Genomic DNA, 14,539 nt, shown 5'->3' with positions numbered 1-14,539 from the left:
GCGATCAGCTGCGCCTGCCGGTCCCGCGACGAGGCCAGGGCGGCCGTCATCGCGTTGAACGACCGCGACAGCCGGGCGATCTCGTCCTCCCCCTCGACCGGGATACGGACGGTCAGGTCCTCGGTACTGGGGCGCGGGCGGCGCAGCAGGACCAGCGTGAGCAGTCCGGCGAGGGCCGCCCCCGTCGCCGACAGCAGCAGTGGTGGCGCCGCGCCGTGCGCGAACGCCGCGTGCACGGCACCGGCCGCATGCTCCGCGGCGGCGGGATCCGGCAGCGACGCGGCGGCCATGAGATCGCCGTGCGCGGCCGCCTCCAGCACCCGGTCGCGTTCCGCCGGGGTCAGCGGGGTGCGGTCCAGCGCTTCGGGCAGTGCCCCGTTGACGCCGCCGGCCAGCAGCGCGGTGGAGACGGCCACGCCCAGCGCGCTGCCCAGCTGCCGGAAGGTGTTGGACACGCCGGACGCCGTCCCCGCCCAGGTCACGGGCACGGCGCCGAGCAGCGCCACCGTCGCGGGCGCTCCGGCCAGCGAGACGCCCGTGCCCATCAGGATGAGCAGCCACCAGTAATCTCCGTACCCCGCGTCCCCGTCCAGGAGCGCGAGGCCCAGCAGGCCCACCGCCGAGCACCCGGTCCCCGCGACGATCGGCCACTTCGGACCCGTACGCACCACCAGGACCGCCGCCGCGTACGAGGCGACGGTGATCGCCCCGTTGAGCACCAGGAACCGGACGCCGGTCTGTGCCGGGCCGAACCCCTCCACCGCGTACATGCGCAGGCCCAGCAGCGCCATCCCGGCGTACAGCCCGAACAGGCTCAGCAGATTGACGGCGCAGGCGGCCGTGAACACCGGATTGCGGAAGAGCGTCAGCGGCAGCATCGGTTCGGGGCTGCGCCGCTCCCAGTACAGGAACGCCGGCAACGCCGCGGCGGCCAGGAGGAAGGAGCCGGTCACCGGCAACGAGCCCCAGCCGAGGGCCTCTCCCCGCACCAGGCCGTGAACGGTGGCGCCCACGGCCACGATGAACAGGCCCTGGCCGACCGGGTCGAGCCGGCGGACCAGCCGGGGCTGCCCGTCCGGCAGCGTGCGGACGAGCGCGGCGAGTGAGGCGAACGCCACCGGTACGTCGATCCAGAAGATCCAGCGCCAGCCCCACGCGTCCGCCACCAGCCCGCCGAGCACCGGCCCCATGCCGAGGGCCAGACCGCAGAACCCGGCGCCGACACCGATGGCCCGGGCGCGCGCCGCCGGGTCCGGGAACAGCGCGGAGACGAGGGCGAGCGAGACCGGGATGAGAACGGAACCGAAGGCGCCCTGGACGGCGCGGCCGACAAGCAGCAGTTCGATGGAGCCGGCCATGGCGCACACGGCGGACGCGCCGCCGAATCCGGCGAGTCCGACGAGGAACACCCGCTTGCGGCCCAGGATGTCGCCCAAGGCGCCACCGGTCAGCAGCAGACAGGCGGAGGCGAGGATGTAGACGTTGACGACCCACTGCAACTGGGTCGCGGACGCCGGCAGTTCGGCCCGGATACCGGGCAGTGCCACATCGGCGACGGTCGTGCCCGCGTACACCACGAAGACGGCCAGTCCCAGAAAGATCAGGGAGAGGCCGTGACGGGGCCGGGCGGGCGGCATTGTGGACATGTTCTGTTGTCGCCGCCGCCTACATCGCGTTCGATGCGCGCATGATGTGCAGAAAGCCGTTGAGCCGGGCTCGGCCCTGAAATCCGACGTATTCAGGAATGGTGAGGTGGGGCGCCCATTTCTCCTTGTAGGCGAGCTGGCTCTTCGCCGGGTACACCGAATCACCGCGCTGGGCGAGCTGCTTGACCAGCCAGCCGAAAGCGCTGCTGGCGCCGTCCATCTCGACCGCGGGATCCAGTCCGGTGAAAGGTGTGAAGCCGAAATGCAGCCAGGGCACTTCTTCCTCCTGGAATTTCAGGATGGCTGCCTTGTTGATGGCCTCCATGACACCCGGCGGGCTGTCGGGATTTCGGCGGCTGAGATCGTGCAGCCAGCCCGGCCGCGAGCCGTGCGCGGGTGAGTAGGAGATATAGCCGATGGGCTGGTCGTCGAGGTAACCGACGAAGAGCCGGCGCTCCGGCTGGAAGGGGCCGCCGGTTTCGCCCACCAGGAACTCCAGCTCCTTGGCGTGCTTTCCCTTGCTCCGCAGCCAGACGCCGTCAATCGCGGTCAGCGCCTCGCCGACCTTCTCGTGCTCGGCCTCCACGACGGTCAGGCCGCTCCGGTGCGCACGTGACACCTTGTTCCTGAGCTGCACGAACGGCTTTCCGCGCAGCGTGAACCGGGTGAGGTCGACCGCGTACGAGGCGCCGATCTGGTTCACGGTGTAGCCGCGGTCCGCGTAACGGCGGGCGTCCTGCGACTGAAGCTGCACGGCCACCACGCGCCGGCGGCGCTTCCGTGCGTACGCGGAGAAGGCGTCGAGGAGCCGGCCGTAGCCGTCCGCCGGAGCGAAGGGCCCCGCGAACTGCACGAGGTACCGGCCGGATTCCCGGTAGGAGATGAAGCCTTCCGTTTCCGGGCAGGTGAAATGCTTGTTTCCTCTGTTGAGTGCCAGGAAACCGCTGGGATTGTCACTGAAAGAGTTCAGTGCCTTCACCAGCGAATCCTCGGGCAATGTTCCGGCTGTCATGATCGTTCGCCCTTCCCCTCTGTTTTCCCTTCTCCGGGCAGTACGACACCGCAGTCAACCGGAACGCCGAAGCCCCTGTCCATGACGAGACCCGGTCGCACACTGAACCGTCCGCGAATCACAGACGGAACGTCAGCGTGCCGTCAGGGTCAGTGAATCGTCAGGTAAAGATCAGGTGCCCCGTCCACGATCGCTGGGACAGAGCGCGGCGCCGACGATCAGAGGCCGTGAAGGAAGCCCGACGCCTTTCGGCGGACATTCGGCACACCGGAGTCCGGACGGGGCGGGGCGGAAGCAGAAACGAGCAGGGAGACATGAACCGACACGCCAGCGCGCCGATCCGCGGGGGCGGGGACCGGGGGGTCGCGGCCGGAGCCGTGACACTGCGGGGCGCGCACCACGCGGTCCACGACCCCATCCTCACCTACCGCTCCTACGTGGGTGGCAAGGACATCGACTCCGACAAGCACGTCTACACCGTCACGACCCGGTCGATCCTCGACGACGTCTTCGAAAGCCTGACCCTCAAGCGCCGCCTGGAGCAGCGCAGGACCGAGCCGCAGGAGGCCGGTCACCGGGTCGTGGGCCGGGTCGCCCTCGCCGACGACGACACCGTCGCCGCCGCCTCCGCCGCCGCCGCCCAGGCCGCCGTGGAATGGGCCCGGGTGCCACACGCGCGGCGCATGGCGCTCGGCGCCGCCGTGCGCCGGCGCATCGTCGAGGGCTGCGACGCCATGGTCGACGTGCTCATCGCCGAGGGGACCCCGCGCGCCCTCGCCGAATGGCAGGTCGCGGGGTTGCTGGAGACGTTCAGCGAGGAGACCCTCGGCTGGCTCGACGAGCTCATGCACCGCGAGTTCACGCACGGCTCACGCCGGCTGGTCGTCCGTCGCCAGCCCGATGGAGTGGTGTGCGTCAACCCGCCGCAGAACGCCCCGGCCGCCAGCGCCCTGTTCGGCATCACCGCCCTGATGGCCGGCAACGCCGTCGTCGTCCGGGCGCCGCGCAGCGCCCCGCTCGGCGTGATGTACGCGCTGCGCGAGTTCGTCGTACCGGCGCTGGAGGAGATCGGCGCACCCGCCGGAGTGCTGAACGTCGTCTGCGGACGCCCGGGCCCGATGATGCGGCACTGGCTGGAGACCCCGCACACCGATGACATCCTCTACATCGGCAGCACCGAGAACGGACTCGCCTTCCAGGAGGAGTGCGTACGCCGGGGCAAGAAGCCGATCCTGGAACTCGCCGGGAACGACTGCGTGGTGATCTGGCGCGACGCCGACCTCGACACGGCCGCCGAGGCCCTCACGGAGTGCTTCTACGGCTCCGGTCAGATCTGCATGGTGCCCAACCAGGTGCTGGTGCACCCGGCCGTCGCCGACGAGCTGCTGGACCGGCTGCGCACGGCCGTCTCCCGGCTGCGCCCCGGCTACCCCGACGAGGACGGCGTACTGCTGTCACCGGTGCTGCGCAGCGAGCGGTTCTTCGAGTTCGTCAAGGACGCGCTCGACCACGGCGCGCGGGTGGTGCACGGGGCCCGCCGGCTGGAGGTCGACGGGTCGCCCTCGGACACCGGGCTGTTCCTGGAGCCGACCGTCCTGCGGATCGACGGGCTGACCCGGGCGCGGGACGTCGAGGCGGTGCGCTGCGAGACGTTCTTCCCGCTGCTGCCGGTCGTCGTGCCCGAGGCCGCGGACGACGACGAACTCCTCGGGCTGTTCCTGGAGTACGTCAACAGCAATCCGTACGGGCTGCGCAACTCGGTGTGGGCCGACGACGAGCGGATTCTCGCCCGGTTCGAGCAGGAGATCGTCAACGGCGGCCTGCTCAAGATCAACGACTCGCACATCGGGTTCCTGCCCTATCTGCCCACCCACGGCGGCACCGGCCTCACCGGTGGGGTCTTCGGCGAGGCCAACTACCCGATGCTGCGCACCTCGCACCTCCAAGGCGTCTCGGTCGCCCGGGGGATTCGCCCCCACGACGCCGTGTTCGGCTCCTACGCCGCTCTGCGCCAGGCACGGGAGGAGGCCCGGCGCTCCCTGTGACCCCGCTCGGTTTCTCTTCGTGACCCTCCAAGGAGCTTGACCCATGCAGTATCTGGACCAGGCCGACCACACCTGTGACAGTCACCTGCCCGGGCTGCGCAAGGCCCTGCAGGACGTGCCGCTCGACATTCTCGAGTCCTCCGAGAGCCCGGCCATCGCGCTCTTCCGCGAACTGGGCGGAACCAATCTGCTGGTGCCATCCGCATTCGGCGGCTGCGGCGCCGACGCACTGGACGCGACCCGGGCGATCCGCGCCCTCGGCGCCGTCGCGCCCTCGCTCACGGTCGGCACGATGATGCACCACTTCTCCCTCGGCACCCTCTTCGCCGTCGTCGACGCGGTCGGCGAGGGCAGCGACCTGCGTGAGCTGCTCCAGCGGGTCGTCACCGACCGGCTGATCGTCGCCTCCGGCTTCGCGGAGGGGCGCAGCGGCCAGGGCATCCTGTCGCCGACCGTGACGGCCCGGCCCACCGACGGGGGCTTCCTGCTCACCGGCTCGAAGAAGCCGTGCAGCCTGGCCCGCTCGATGGACCTGCTCACCGCCAGCGTCGGCATGCGGCAGGACGACGGTTCCGTCGCGATGGGGTTCTTGATGCTGCCCGCCGACACCCCCGGGGTGTCCGTCCACCCCTTCTGGGGGAACCCCTCGCTGGCCGGCGCGGAGAGCGACGAGGTGCGGCTGGAGGACGTGTTCGTACGTCCCGAGCAGATCGTGCAGCCGGACCCGCAGCTGCGGGACGAGATGGACCAGCTCCAGACCGTGGGCCTCATCTGGTTCCAGATGATGGTGGCGGCCGGCTACACCGGCATCGCCTCCGCGCTGGTCCGGCGCGTACTGGAACAGGGCCGGGGCAGCGTCTCCGACCGCGCCGCGCTCGGCACCCGGCTCGGCTCCGCCGTCTGCCTCGTCGAGGGGCTCGCCCGGTCGGTGGACGCCGGCGAGCTCGGCAATGACGCCCTGGGACACGCCCTGGTCACCCGGTACGCGGTCCAGGACGCCATCGCCGACACCGTCCGTGACGCCGTCGAACTCCTCGGCGGCATGGCCTACATCGCGTCCGCCGACACCACCCGTCTGGCCATGGCCACCCAGGCCATCGCCTTCCACCCACCGTCCCGCACCAGCATCGCCCCCGGCCTCGTGGACCACTGGGCCGGCGGCCCGGTCCTGGTCGGCTGACCGGCCGGCAGAAAGGGAGAACGACATGACGACGCTGGCCGACCCGCCCGTACGTCCCGACACCGCCACCGAGGTCGTCGACCGCTACCGCCGCCACCTCAGCAAGGGCCGGGCTTCCCTCGGCGAGATGTTCGGCGGCGATATAGAGGTCTCCTCCAAGGGACCGTGGGTGCGCACCGCCGAAGGCCGCGACCTGCTCAACTGCGGTGGATACGGCGTACTGATCACCGGCGCCCGCCACCCCACCGTGGTGGCGGAGGTGATCCGGCAGCTGCACACCAACCCGGTGGCCACCCGGCTGCTCCTGGAGCCCGAGGTGGCCCGGGCCGCCGAGGCCCTGGCCGCGGTGACCCCGGCCGGCCTCGACAAGGTGCACTTCGCCTGCTCCGGCGCCGAGGCCGTGGAGGCCGCGCTGAAGATGGCGCGGACCCACGGCAAGCGCCACCTGGTGTCGATGGTCGACGGCTACCACGGAAAGACCTTCGGCGCGCTGAGCGTGACCGCCAAGGACCTCTTCCAGGCACCGTTCCGGCCGCTGCTGCCCGACGTCAGCCATGTGCCGTTCGGCGACGCCGAGGCGCTGCGCGAGGTACTGGCGCGGCACCGCGGCACCGCCTGCGTGATCGTGGAGCCGGTGCAGGGCGAGGCGGGCGTGGTCATCCCGCCGGCCGGCTATCTGCGGGACGTCGCCGCGCTGTGCCGGGAGTACGACGCGTTCTTCGTGCTCGACGAGGTCCAGACCGGCCTGGGCCGGCTGGGCCACTGGTGGGGCGCCGACCGGGAGGGCGTCGTCCCGGACGTCCTGCTGGTGGGCAAGGGTCTGAGCGGGGGAGTGGTGCCCGTGTCGGCCGCCGTCGCCACCGCCGAGGCGTTCGGCGCCTTCGACAAGGACCCGTTCATCCACACCTCGACCTTCTCCGGCAGCCCGCTGGCGATGGCCGCGGCCCAGGGCGCCATCCGCGCCATCAAGGAGGAGGGGCTGGTCGACGCCTCCCGGGAGCTCGGCGCCCGCCTGGTGCGGGAACTCGACCGGATCGCACGGCAGGCGCTCGGTGACCGGCTGCTCGAAGTGCGTGGCGCCGGACTGCTCATCGGCATCGAGTTCACCGAACAGGGGCTCGCCGGTGACCTGCTGCTCGAACTGCTGGCGGAGGGCGTGATCGCCAACCACTCGCTCAACTCCCACATGGTGCTGCGGCTCACCCCGCCCGCCGTGCTCACCGAGGAGGACGTGGCCTTTCTGCTGGCCGCCTACAGCCGGGCGGTCGCCAACCTCGTCGACTGACCCACCGGGACGCCGCCACCACGTGCGCCACAGCCCTTCGCAGAAAGAGAGTGCAACGACATGCGCAGTATCGAACTGCGGGTCCTCGTCCCCGAGACGGACCCGGCCCGTGCCTTCCGCCTGATCACCGACTTCGGCCGGTACGCGGAGCTCGCCGAGGACGTACACGAAGTCGTCGTCCACCCCACTCCCGAGGGGGAGCCGGGCAGCAGTGACTGGAAGGTCAACTTCCGCCGCGGCGTCATGAGCTGGAACGAACGGGAGACCTTCGAGCCGGAGCAGCTCCGCATCGCCTTCCAGCAGGCCGATGGCGACTTCGACGACTTCCGCGGCGACTGGCGGCTCACCCCCCGTGAGGACGGCTGCGAGGTGCGCTTCGCGGTCACCTATGACTTCGGCATCCCCAGCCTCAGCGGCATCATGGACCCCATCGCCGAGCGGGTGATCAAGCGCGCCATCCGGTCCGTGCTGGAAGGTCTCTTCGGCGGCGTCACCATCCTCGACGGCGCCGAGGCCCTCACCGACCTGGACCGTCCCCTCGGCACCGAAGGCGTCCCGGCCGGGGCGGGGGCGCACTGATGGCCGACGCCCTCAACCCGTACGAGACGAAGGCCACTTCCCGCTTGATGCGGCTGGAGTACCTGGTCGCGCTCGGCGTCAGCCTGGAACTGTTCATCATGCACCTGGACGAGGTCCGCTGGCTGCCGGCCGTGCTGCTCTTCCTCTACATCGACCTCATCGGCTACATCCCCGGCGCCATCGCCTACCGGCGCAGCCGTGACGGACGCATCCACAAGGGCTACTACATCGCCTACAACCTGATGCACAGCCTGGCCACCCAGGCGGCGGTCGCCGGCCTGTGGGTCTGGTGGTACGGATTCGAATGGGCGCTGCTCGTCCTGCCGATCCACCTCTTCGGCGACCGGGCGCTGTTCGGCAATTCGCTCAAGCCGTTCGCCCTGTCCTTCGAACCCAAGGCGCATCCGGCCTATGTCCGCCTCCGCGACGAGCTCCAGTCACCACAGGGCATCACCGGCACCACCGCGGTGCGTCCGGCCACCGGCGGCAGGCGGGAAGAAAAGGCCGCCGTATGACCGCGGGCGCGCGACTGGCGCCGTCCGCGGTGGCGCAGCAGGAGGGCCCGGACCCGGACTCGTTCTGGCACGGCGTACGCCGCTTCCCGACGGGGGTCACGGTGCTCACCACCGGTGAGGCGGCGGGTCTGCGCGGGACCACGGCGAGTTCCTTCACCTTCGTCTCCCGCCGCCCGCCGCTCATCTCGGTCTGTCTCACCCACAGCAGCACCTTCCTGGAGACCATCCGCTCCGGGGGCGAGTTCGCGGTGAACGTGCTCGTCCACGGACAGGCCGCGCTGGCCCGCAGGTTCGCCGACCCGGACCGGCGCAGTGGCCACGGGCATTTCGCGGGCGTGAGCCACCGGCGCGGCGCCCGCACCGGGGCACCGCTGCTGTGCGGGACCACCGCCTGGTTCGAGTGCCGGGTGGACCAGGTCCTGCCGGCCGGCGACCACGACATCGTCCTCGCCCGGGTGCTGGCCGCCGGGCCCGACCCCACCGGGACGGCCGCGGCCGAAGAGGACCGCCCGCTGGTCTACCACCAAGGCCGGCTGATCACGACGCAGACCACGGCACAGACCACCACGCAGACACAGGAGCGAACACCATGACCGAGACGATCCCCGCAGAGGCCGGCTGGGACACCGCGCCGGATCTCATCGAGGGCGCCCGCACCCTGGAACTCACTCCGGCCACCGCGAACCTGGCCTACTGGCTGAAGGCGGTCCCCGGCGGCACCCTGCGCGGCCACGTCGCCGGGCACGCCCCGGACGTGGAGATCCCCCCGCACATGCTGGTCCCCGGACCGTTGCGCGACGCGCTCACCCAGGAACTGGCCTTCCGCTCCATCGCCGAGGAGAAGGCCACCCGCGCCCTCGCCTACCTTGTCCCGACCGCGCCCACCATCGACACGATGGAGTTCTACGCCACCCAGCTCATCGACGAGGCGCGGCACTCCATGGTGTTCCGCAACCACCTCGTCGCGCTCGGCATCCCCCGCGAGGAGGTGCTGGACCGCATCCAGGACATCGCGGGCGCCGACCGCGCCGCGGTACTCGACCCGCTGGAGGAATACGCTCTGAAGGTCATGCGGGACCAGCGGGACTTCCTCGGCGGCGTCCTGATCCTCACCATCATCGTGGAAGGCGTCCTCGCGCCCGCCGCCGAGCTGAGCGAGCGCAAGTGGCGCCCCCTCAACCCGGCCGCCGCGGACATCGAGCGCGGTGCCGGCATCGACGAGATCCGCCACCTCACCGTCGGGGCGGCCGCCGCCAAGGAGTACCTCCAGGCCCACACCGAGGAGCGCGAACGGGCGGTCGAGCTGATCCGCGACGGCATGGGCATGTGGGACGTGCTGCCCGCCCACGACATGGTCAGCCGCCGCGAACACCTCTTCCAGCAGGGCTTGGAACAGCACGCCGACATCGTCGGCGACTACGAGATCTGGCCCGGCCGCAGACTTGTCGACACCACGCCGGAGGAGCGGCAGAGCACCGCCGAGCGGTGGACGGAGGAGATGCAGGAGAGCCGGCTGACGTACATGGGGCTGGAAGAGGCCCTGAAATGAGCCGTAGCCGTGCCGCCGTCCTGAGCGGGCTCGGCAGCTGGCTGCCGCCCCGCGTGGTCACCAACGAGGACCTGAGCCGCCGCTTCGACACCTCGGACGAATGGATCAGGTCCCGTACGGGCATCGCGCAGCGCCATGTCGTCGATCCCGGTGTCGCCACCGGCGACCTCGCTCACGAGGCGGGCCTCAGGGCGCTGAAGTCCGCCGGTACCGACAGCGTGGACGCCGTCGTCCTGGCGACCACCACGCCCGACCACCTGAGTCCCGCCACCGCGCCGGACGTCGCCGCACGGCTGGGCATGGGGGGGACGGCGGCCTTCGACGTCGCGGCTGTCTGCAGCGGGTTCGTCTACGCGCTCGCCACCGGCGCCGGCCTCATCGCCTCGGGCATCGCCGACAGTGTCCTCATCATCGGCGCGGAGACGTTCACCACCATCGTGGACCCGGCCGACCGCTCCACCTCCTCGATCTTCGGCGACGGCGCGGGGGCGGTGGTCCTCAGGGCCGGCGAGCCCGGCGAACCGGGTGCGGTGGGCCCGTTCGACCTGGGGAGCGACGGCTCGCTCGCGCACCTCCTCGTGATCCCCGCGGGCGGTGCGCGCCAGCGCTCCTCGGGCCGCGAACCGGAGCCGGGTGACACGTACTTCCACATGCAGGGCTCCCAGGTCTACAAGCACGCGGTGCTGCGGATGACCGAGTCGGCGCGGCGGGTACTGGCCGCCGCCGGACTCGGTGCCGGCGACATCGACCGGTTCGTCGGCCACCAGGCCAACCTGCGGATCCTCGACTCGGTGGCCGAACGGCTCGGCATCCCACTGGACCACCGGGTCACCAACATCGCCGACGTCGGCAACACCGCCGCCGCCTCCATCCCCCTCGCCCTCGCCGACGCGGCGGCACGGGGAGAGCTGCGCCCGGGGCACCGGGTGCTCGCGGGCGCCTTCGGCGGCGGCCTCACCTGGGGGTCGTGCCTGTTTCAGTGGCCCGACATCACCCCCGTATGAACGCGCTGTACGCGAGGAGCGCGCGGGACACCTTCGCGCTCTCACTCGCCACACGCCTGGGCATCGACCTGCAAGCGGACGGACGGCACCGCGCCGTCCGCGCCACCTCACCGTCCCGTTACCGGAAGGACCCTCCCATGAGCACCACGATCAGCACCTACGACCGTCTCGTCACCATCCTCGTCGAGCGCTTCGGTGTCACCGCCGAGGAGGCCACGCCCGAGGCGACCTTCGAGCAGCTCGACCTGGACTCGCTGGCCCTGGTCGAGTTCACCCTCACCGTGCAGTCCGACCTGTCCGTGGAGGTCTCCGACACCGAGCTGTCCCCGCAGCAGACCCTCGCCGAGGTCGCCTCCCTGGTCGAATCCAAGGGCGCGGAGGTCTGATGGCCCCCGTTGCGACACGCCGGTTCGACGCCGCCGTCACCGGTCTGGGGCTCGTCACCCCGGCCGGTGTCGGCGTGGCCGAGAGCTGGGGACGCGTCCTCGCCGGCCGGCCCACCGCCGAGCGCAACCCGGCGCTCAAGGGCCTGCCGGTGGACTTCAGTTGCCGGGTCCGGGACTTCGACGCCAACGACCTGCTGGGCCGGCGCAAGGCCTGGCGGCTGGACCGCTTCGTCCAGCTGGCGATGGTCGCGGCCGAGGAAGCCCTGCGGGACGCCGGCCTCGACCCCGGCACCTGGGACGGCACGCGCGTCGGTGTGGTGCTCGGCAGCGCGGTCGGCGGCACGGCGAGCTGGGAGAACCAGTACCGGACCCTGCGCGAGCAGGGACCGCACAAGGTGTCCCCGCTGCTGATCCCCATGCTGATCACCAACATGGTGGCCGGCCAGCTCGCCATCGAGCACCGCGCGCTGGGCCCCAACCACGTGGTCTCGACGGCCTGCGCCGCGGCGGCCACCGCCATCGGCACCGCCCGTGAGCTGCTGCGGTCGGGCGCCTGCGACATAGTGATCACCGGTGGTACGGAAGCGTGCCTCACCCCGTCGATCATCTCCGGCTTCGCGCAGATGGGCGCGCTGTCCGGACGCACCGACGACCCGGCCGCGGCCTCCCGGCCGTTCGACGTCGACCGTGACGGATTCGTCGCCGCCGAGGGCGCGGGCATCCTCGTCCTGGAGCGGCCCGAGCACGCCCGGGCTCGCGGCGCCCGCATCCGGGCCCGGATCAGCGGGTACGGCGCGAGCGCCGACGCGCACCACCCCACCGCCCCCGACCCGTCGGGCCAGGGGGTGGAACGCGCCATGCGCACCGCGCTCGACGACGCCGGACTGACGCCCGGCGACATCGCCCACGTCAACGCGCACGGCACCTCCACCCCGCTCAACGACGCGGCCGAGGCGGCCGTGCTGCGGCGCGTGTTCGGTGACCGGCCGGTGGTCACCTCCACCAAGGGCGTCACCGGCCACGCGCTGGGGGCCGCCGGTGCCCTGGAGGCGGCCTTCACCGTCCTGTCGGTGGAGAACGGCGTGGTACCCCCCACCGCCAACCTGGTCAAGCAGGACCCCGAGCTGGAGCTGGACGTGGTGACAGGCGCTCCCAGGCCGCTGGCCATGACGGCCGCGATCAGCGACTCGTTCGGCTTCGGGGGCCAGAACGCGGTGCTGGTGGTCACCAGGGACTGACCGATCGCGCACCGTTCCCGTACATCCACGAAGGAGCTCCGCACTCATGTCCACGAAGACCCAGGACCTCGCGGCGGTCGTCGAGGCCGCGAACTTCCCCGCCGATGGCAGGGATCTCCAGGTATCGCCCACGGCCAGCTTCGACGACCTGCTCCACAAGGTCCGCCAGGCGGGGCTGATGGACTACCGGCCCGGCTATTTCGCGGTGAAGATCGCGCTCAACGTGGTGCTCTCCGCGGCGGGCTGGGTGGCCTTCGCGCTGCTCGGCAACTCCTGGTGGCAGCTCGCCGTCGCGGTGTGGATCGGGCTGTGCTTCGTACAGACCGGCTTCATCGCGCACGACACCGGCCACAAGCAGATCAGCCGGGCCAGGAAGACGCAGGACGTCCTCGGCTGGATCCATATGAACGTCCTGCTCGGGGTGAGCTTCGGCTGGTGGGTCAACCACCACAACCGCCACCACAGCAACCCCAACAACCTGGACAAGGACCCGGACACCGTCCGCCGCCAGGTCATCTTCGCCCCGTCCGAATACGCCAGGAAGGCCCACACGCCCTTCCGCCGCTTCGTCATCCGCCACCAGGCGGTGATGTTCTTCGTCCTGCTGATGCAGGAGGCCTTCCGGATGCACAAGGCCGGCTTCACCGCCGCCAGGGCCGGTCTGCTGCGCATTCCCGTCATGGAGCTGGGCCTGCTGATGGTGCACTTCACGGCCTACCTGGTGGCCGTGTTCACCGTCCTGGACCCCGGCCTCGGGGTGGTGTTCATCCTGGTCAACCAGGCCGTCTTCGGCATATACCTGGGGGCCGTCTTCGCCCCCAACCACAAGGGCATGGCCGTGCACCGCGACGACGTGGAGGTCGACTGGCTCCACCGGCAGGTGCTGACGTCGCGCAACATCTATTCGAGCCGCTTCACCGACTTCATGTACGGAGGCCTCAACTACCAGATCGAACACCACCTCTTCCCCAGCATGCCGCGGGTCAACCTGCGGCGGGCCAGGCCGCTGGTGCGCGAGTACTGCGCGGCGCACGGCGTCCCGTACCACGAGGTGTCACAAGCCCGCTCCTACCTGGAGGTGGCGCGGCACCTGCGTGAGGTCAGCGTCTCCACCCGGGCCCGGATCTCCGAGGTCCTACGGGAGATGGAGCGGGCGAAGGCCTGACGGCCCGGCCACCCCAGCGGTGGCGCACACGCGAAGGCGCCCGAGCGGACCAGGTCCGCTCGGGCGCCTTCGCGTGTGCGGCTGCCCGGCGGCGGGACGCGCGCCGGGGGCCGGGCGGCCGGCGGGGTGCCCGGCGCCTCAGGAGACGGTGCCTGAGGCGAGGGGAAGGGTCTGGAGGCAGTACAGGACGGACGGTGACCCCTCGGCCCTCAGGCGGCGGCAGGCGTTGGTCGGTATCAGCCCCGGAAGGAGCAGCCGCCACATCGCGGTCACCATGTGGGGAGACAGCCGTCTGCCGCGCAACGAGGTCAGGAGCTCGACCCCGGCGCCCGCGGAGAGCACCAGGGCGGTCGCCGCCTCGACGGTCACCCCCTCCCGGAACTCCCTGCGCTCCGCCGCCTGCCGGAGGAGCTTGCGGATGTCGTCCGGCCACGTCATGGGGCCGGTGGGGACCGCCGGCAGGGGGGTGCCCCGCTCCAGGCAGAGAGTGATGCTGGCCCGGGTGCAGACGTCGTGGCAGATCCTGTGGGTGAGGACGTGCGAGGCGTCGATGAGGACCTGGAGCGGCGGCAGGTCACACGCGGACAGCATGGAGATGATGCCCTCCACCGAGGAGTCGCACTCGGCCAGCACCGCGGTCGCGATGTCGCGTTTGGTGGGGAAGTGGAAGTACACGGCACCCTTCGTCATCCCGGCCGCGGTGGCGATGCCGTCGATGCCCGTTCCCGCGTAGCCGTCCCGCTCGAACAGGGACGCCGCCGAGTCGATGATCGCCCGGCGCGTGCGTCGCGCTCGCTGCTGCTTGGCCATCGATGCCCCCAAGTGCCTGGGATGGGTTCCACCGTTGGTCAGTCGCCGGTGTGCAGCGAGAGTACAACCGGCGGAGCGGCCCGCTTGATCGGTGCGGGCGCCCGGACCGCACCGTCATGGCACCG

14 protein-coding genes are annotated in these 14,539 nt (G+C 71.1%); 11 read left to right on the top strand and 3 right to left on the bottom strand.

Going from position 1 to position 14,539, the window contains the following annotated elements; genetic code table 11:
- Window positions 1–1,637 (bottom strand): MFS transporter (locus QWM81_RS24095; protein WP_290114425.1); only part of this gene is annotated, 1,637 nt, incomplete at its 3' end.
- A 28-nt stretch (window positions 1,638–1,665) separates the two neighbouring features.
- A complete protein-coding gene (locus QWM81_RS24090) occupies window positions 1,666–2,658 on the bottom strand; it encodes a bifunctional lysylphosphatidylglycerol flippase/synthetase MprF (protein ID WP_290114424.1) in 993 nt (330 codons plus the stop codon).
- Between the two features lie 314 nt (window positions 2,659–2,972).
- Here QWM81_RS24090 and QWM81_RS24085 point away from each other — a divergent pair, with 314 nt between their 5' ends.
- From QWM81_RS24085 to QWM81_RS24035, 11 genes are all read left to right on the top strand, one after another.
- Window positions 2,973–4,703 carry an aldehyde dehydrogenase family protein gene (locus QWM81_RS24085; protein ID WP_290114423.1) on the top strand — a complete coding sequence of 577 codons (1,731 nt, stop codon included), beginning with the start codon at window positions 2,973–2,975 and terminating at the stop codon, window positions 4,701–4,703.
- Window positions 4,704–4,746: 43 nt separating this feature from the next.
- On the top strand, window positions 4,747–5,883 hold the full coding sequence (locus QWM81_RS24080) for an acyl-CoA dehydrogenase family protein (protein ID WP_290114422.1): 1,137 nt from the start codon (window positions 4,747–4,749) through the stop codon (window positions 5,881–5,883).
- A 25-nt stretch (window positions 5,884–5,908) separates the two neighbouring features.
- Window positions 5,909–7,168, top strand: a complete 1,260-nt coding sequence (locus QWM81_RS24075; protein WP_290114421.1) for an aspartate aminotransferase family protein — start codon at window positions 5,909–5,911, stop codon at window positions 7,166–7,168.
- 60 nt (window positions 7,169–7,228) lie between these two features.
- On the top strand, window positions 7,229–7,747 hold the full coding sequence (locus tag QWM81_RS24070) for a type II toxin-antitoxin system RatA family toxin (protein WP_290114420.1): 519 nt from the start codon (window positions 7,229–7,231) through the stop codon (window positions 7,745–7,747).
- Window positions 7,747–8,262 carry a hypothetical protein gene (locus QWM81_RS24065; RefSeq protein ID WP_290114419.1) on the top strand — a complete coding sequence of 172 codons (516 nt, stop codon included), beginning with the start codon at window positions 7,747–7,749 and terminating at the stop codon, window positions 8,260–8,262. The genes QWM81_RS24070 and QWM81_RS24065 overlap by 1 nt, the downstream gene beginning before the upstream one ends.
- Window positions 8,259–8,855, top strand: a complete 597-nt coding sequence (locus QWM81_RS24060; protein ID WP_290114418.1) for a flavin reductase family protein — start codon at window positions 8,259–8,261, stop codon at window positions 8,853–8,855. The genes QWM81_RS24065 and QWM81_RS24060 overlap by 4 nt, the downstream gene beginning before the upstream one ends.
- A complete protein-coding gene (locus tag QWM81_RS24055) occupies window positions 8,852–9,811 on the top strand; it encodes a VlmB-like protein (RefSeq protein WP_290114417.1) in 960 nt (319 codons plus the stop codon). Before QWM81_RS24060 ends, QWM81_RS24055 begins: the two co-directional genes overlap by 4 nt.
- A complete protein-coding gene (locus tag QWM81_RS24050; RefSeq protein ID WP_290114416.1) occupies window positions 9,808–10,815 on the top strand; it encodes a beta-ketoacyl-ACP synthase III in 1,008 nt (335 codons plus the stop codon). Before QWM81_RS24055 ends, QWM81_RS24050 begins: the two co-directional genes overlap by 4 nt.
- Before the next feature lie 137 nt (window positions 10,816–10,952).
- The gene (locus QWM81_RS24045) at window positions 10,953–11,201 is read left to right on the top strand and encodes an acyl carrier protein (RefSeq protein ID WP_290114415.1); all 249 of its coding nucleotides are present in this window, start codon (window positions 10,953–10,955) and stop codon (window positions 11,199–11,201) included.
- Entirely contained in the window at window positions 11,201–12,439 is a 1,239-nt protein-coding gene (locus tag QWM81_RS24040; RefSeq protein ID WP_290114414.1) for a beta-ketoacyl-[acyl-carrier-protein] synthase family protein, read from the top strand. Before QWM81_RS24045 ends, QWM81_RS24040 begins: the two co-directional genes overlap by 1 nt.
- A gap of 46 nt (window positions 12,440–12,485) precedes the next feature.
- Complete coding sequence (locus tag QWM81_RS24035) at window positions 12,486–13,604, top strand: fatty acid desaturase family protein (protein ID WP_290114413.1); 1,119 nt, start codon at window positions 12,486–12,488, stop codon at window positions 13,602–13,604.
- Between the two features lie 138 nt (window positions 13,605–13,742).
- Here the strand turns inward: QWM81_RS24035 and QWM81_RS24030 are convergent, their stop codons facing one another.
- Window positions 13,743–14,414 carry a ScbR family autoregulator-binding transcription factor gene (locus QWM81_RS24030; protein WP_290114412.1) on the bottom strand — a complete coding sequence of 224 codons (672 nt, stop codon included), beginning with the start codon at window positions 14,412–14,414 and terminating at the stop codon, window positions 13,743–13,745.
- Window positions 14,415–14,539: the final 125 nt, after the last annotated feature.

The sequence above is a fragment of the Streptomyces ficellus genome, from assembly GCF_030406405.1.
GTDB lineage: Bacteria > Actinomycetota > Actinomycetes > Streptomycetales > Streptomycetaceae > Streptomyces > Streptomyces ficellus_B.
The sequence above is the reverse complement of the archived record's forward strand: the minus strand, read 5'-3'. Positions and strand labels throughout refer to the sequence as shown.

Bases quoted from the DNA above. Each gene is read 5' to 3' on its own strand.
- QWM81_RS24090 (WP_290114424.1), bottom strand. From the start codon at position 2,658: ATGACAGCCGGAACATTGCCCGAGGATTCGCTGGTGAAGGCACTGAAC.
- QWM81_RS24085 (WP_290114423.1), top strand. From the start codon at position 2,973: ATGAACCGACACGCCAGCGCGCCGATCCGCGGGGGCGGGGACCGGGGG.
- QWM81_RS24080 (WP_290114422.1), top strand. From the start codon at position 4,747: ATGCAGTATCTGGACCAGGCCGACCACACCTGTGACAGTCACCTGCCC.
- QWM81_RS24075 (WP_290114421.1), top strand. From the start codon at position 5,909: ATGACGACGCTGGCCGACCCGCCCGTACGTCCCGACACCGCCACCGAG.
- QWM81_RS24070 (WP_290114420.1), top strand. From the start codon at position 7,229: ATGCGCAGTATCGAACTGCGGGTCCTCGTCCCCGAGACGGACCCGGCC.
- QWM81_RS24065 (WP_290114419.1), top strand. From the start codon at position 7,747: ATGGCCGACGCCCTCAACCCGTACGAGACGAAGGCCACTTCCCGCTTG.
- QWM81_RS24060 (WP_290114418.1), top strand. From the start codon at position 8,259: ATGACCGCGGGCGCGCGACTGGCGCCGTCCGCGGTGGCGCAGCAGGAG.
- QWM81_RS24055 (WP_290114417.1), top strand. From the start codon at position 8,852: ATGACCGAGACGATCCCCGCAGAGGCCGGCTGGGACACCGCGCCGGAT.
- QWM81_RS24050 (WP_290114416.1), top strand. From the start codon at position 9,808: ATGAGCCGTAGCCGTGCCGCCGTCCTGAGCGGGCTCGGCAGCTGGCTG.
- QWM81_RS24045 (WP_290114415.1), top strand. From the start codon at position 10,953: ATGAGCACCACGATCAGCACCTACGACCGTCTCGTCACCATCCTCGTC.
- QWM81_RS24040 (WP_290114414.1), top strand. From the start codon at position 11,201: ATGGCCCCCGTTGCGACACGCCGGTTCGACGCCGCCGTCACCGGTCTG.
- QWM81_RS24035 (WP_290114413.1), top strand. From the start codon at position 12,486: ATGTCCACGAAGACCCAGGACCTCGCGGCGGTCGTCGAGGCCGCGAAC.
- QWM81_RS24030 (WP_290114412.1), bottom strand. From the start codon at position 14,414: ATGGCCAAGCAGCAGCGAGCGCGACGCACGCGCCGGGCGATCATCGAC.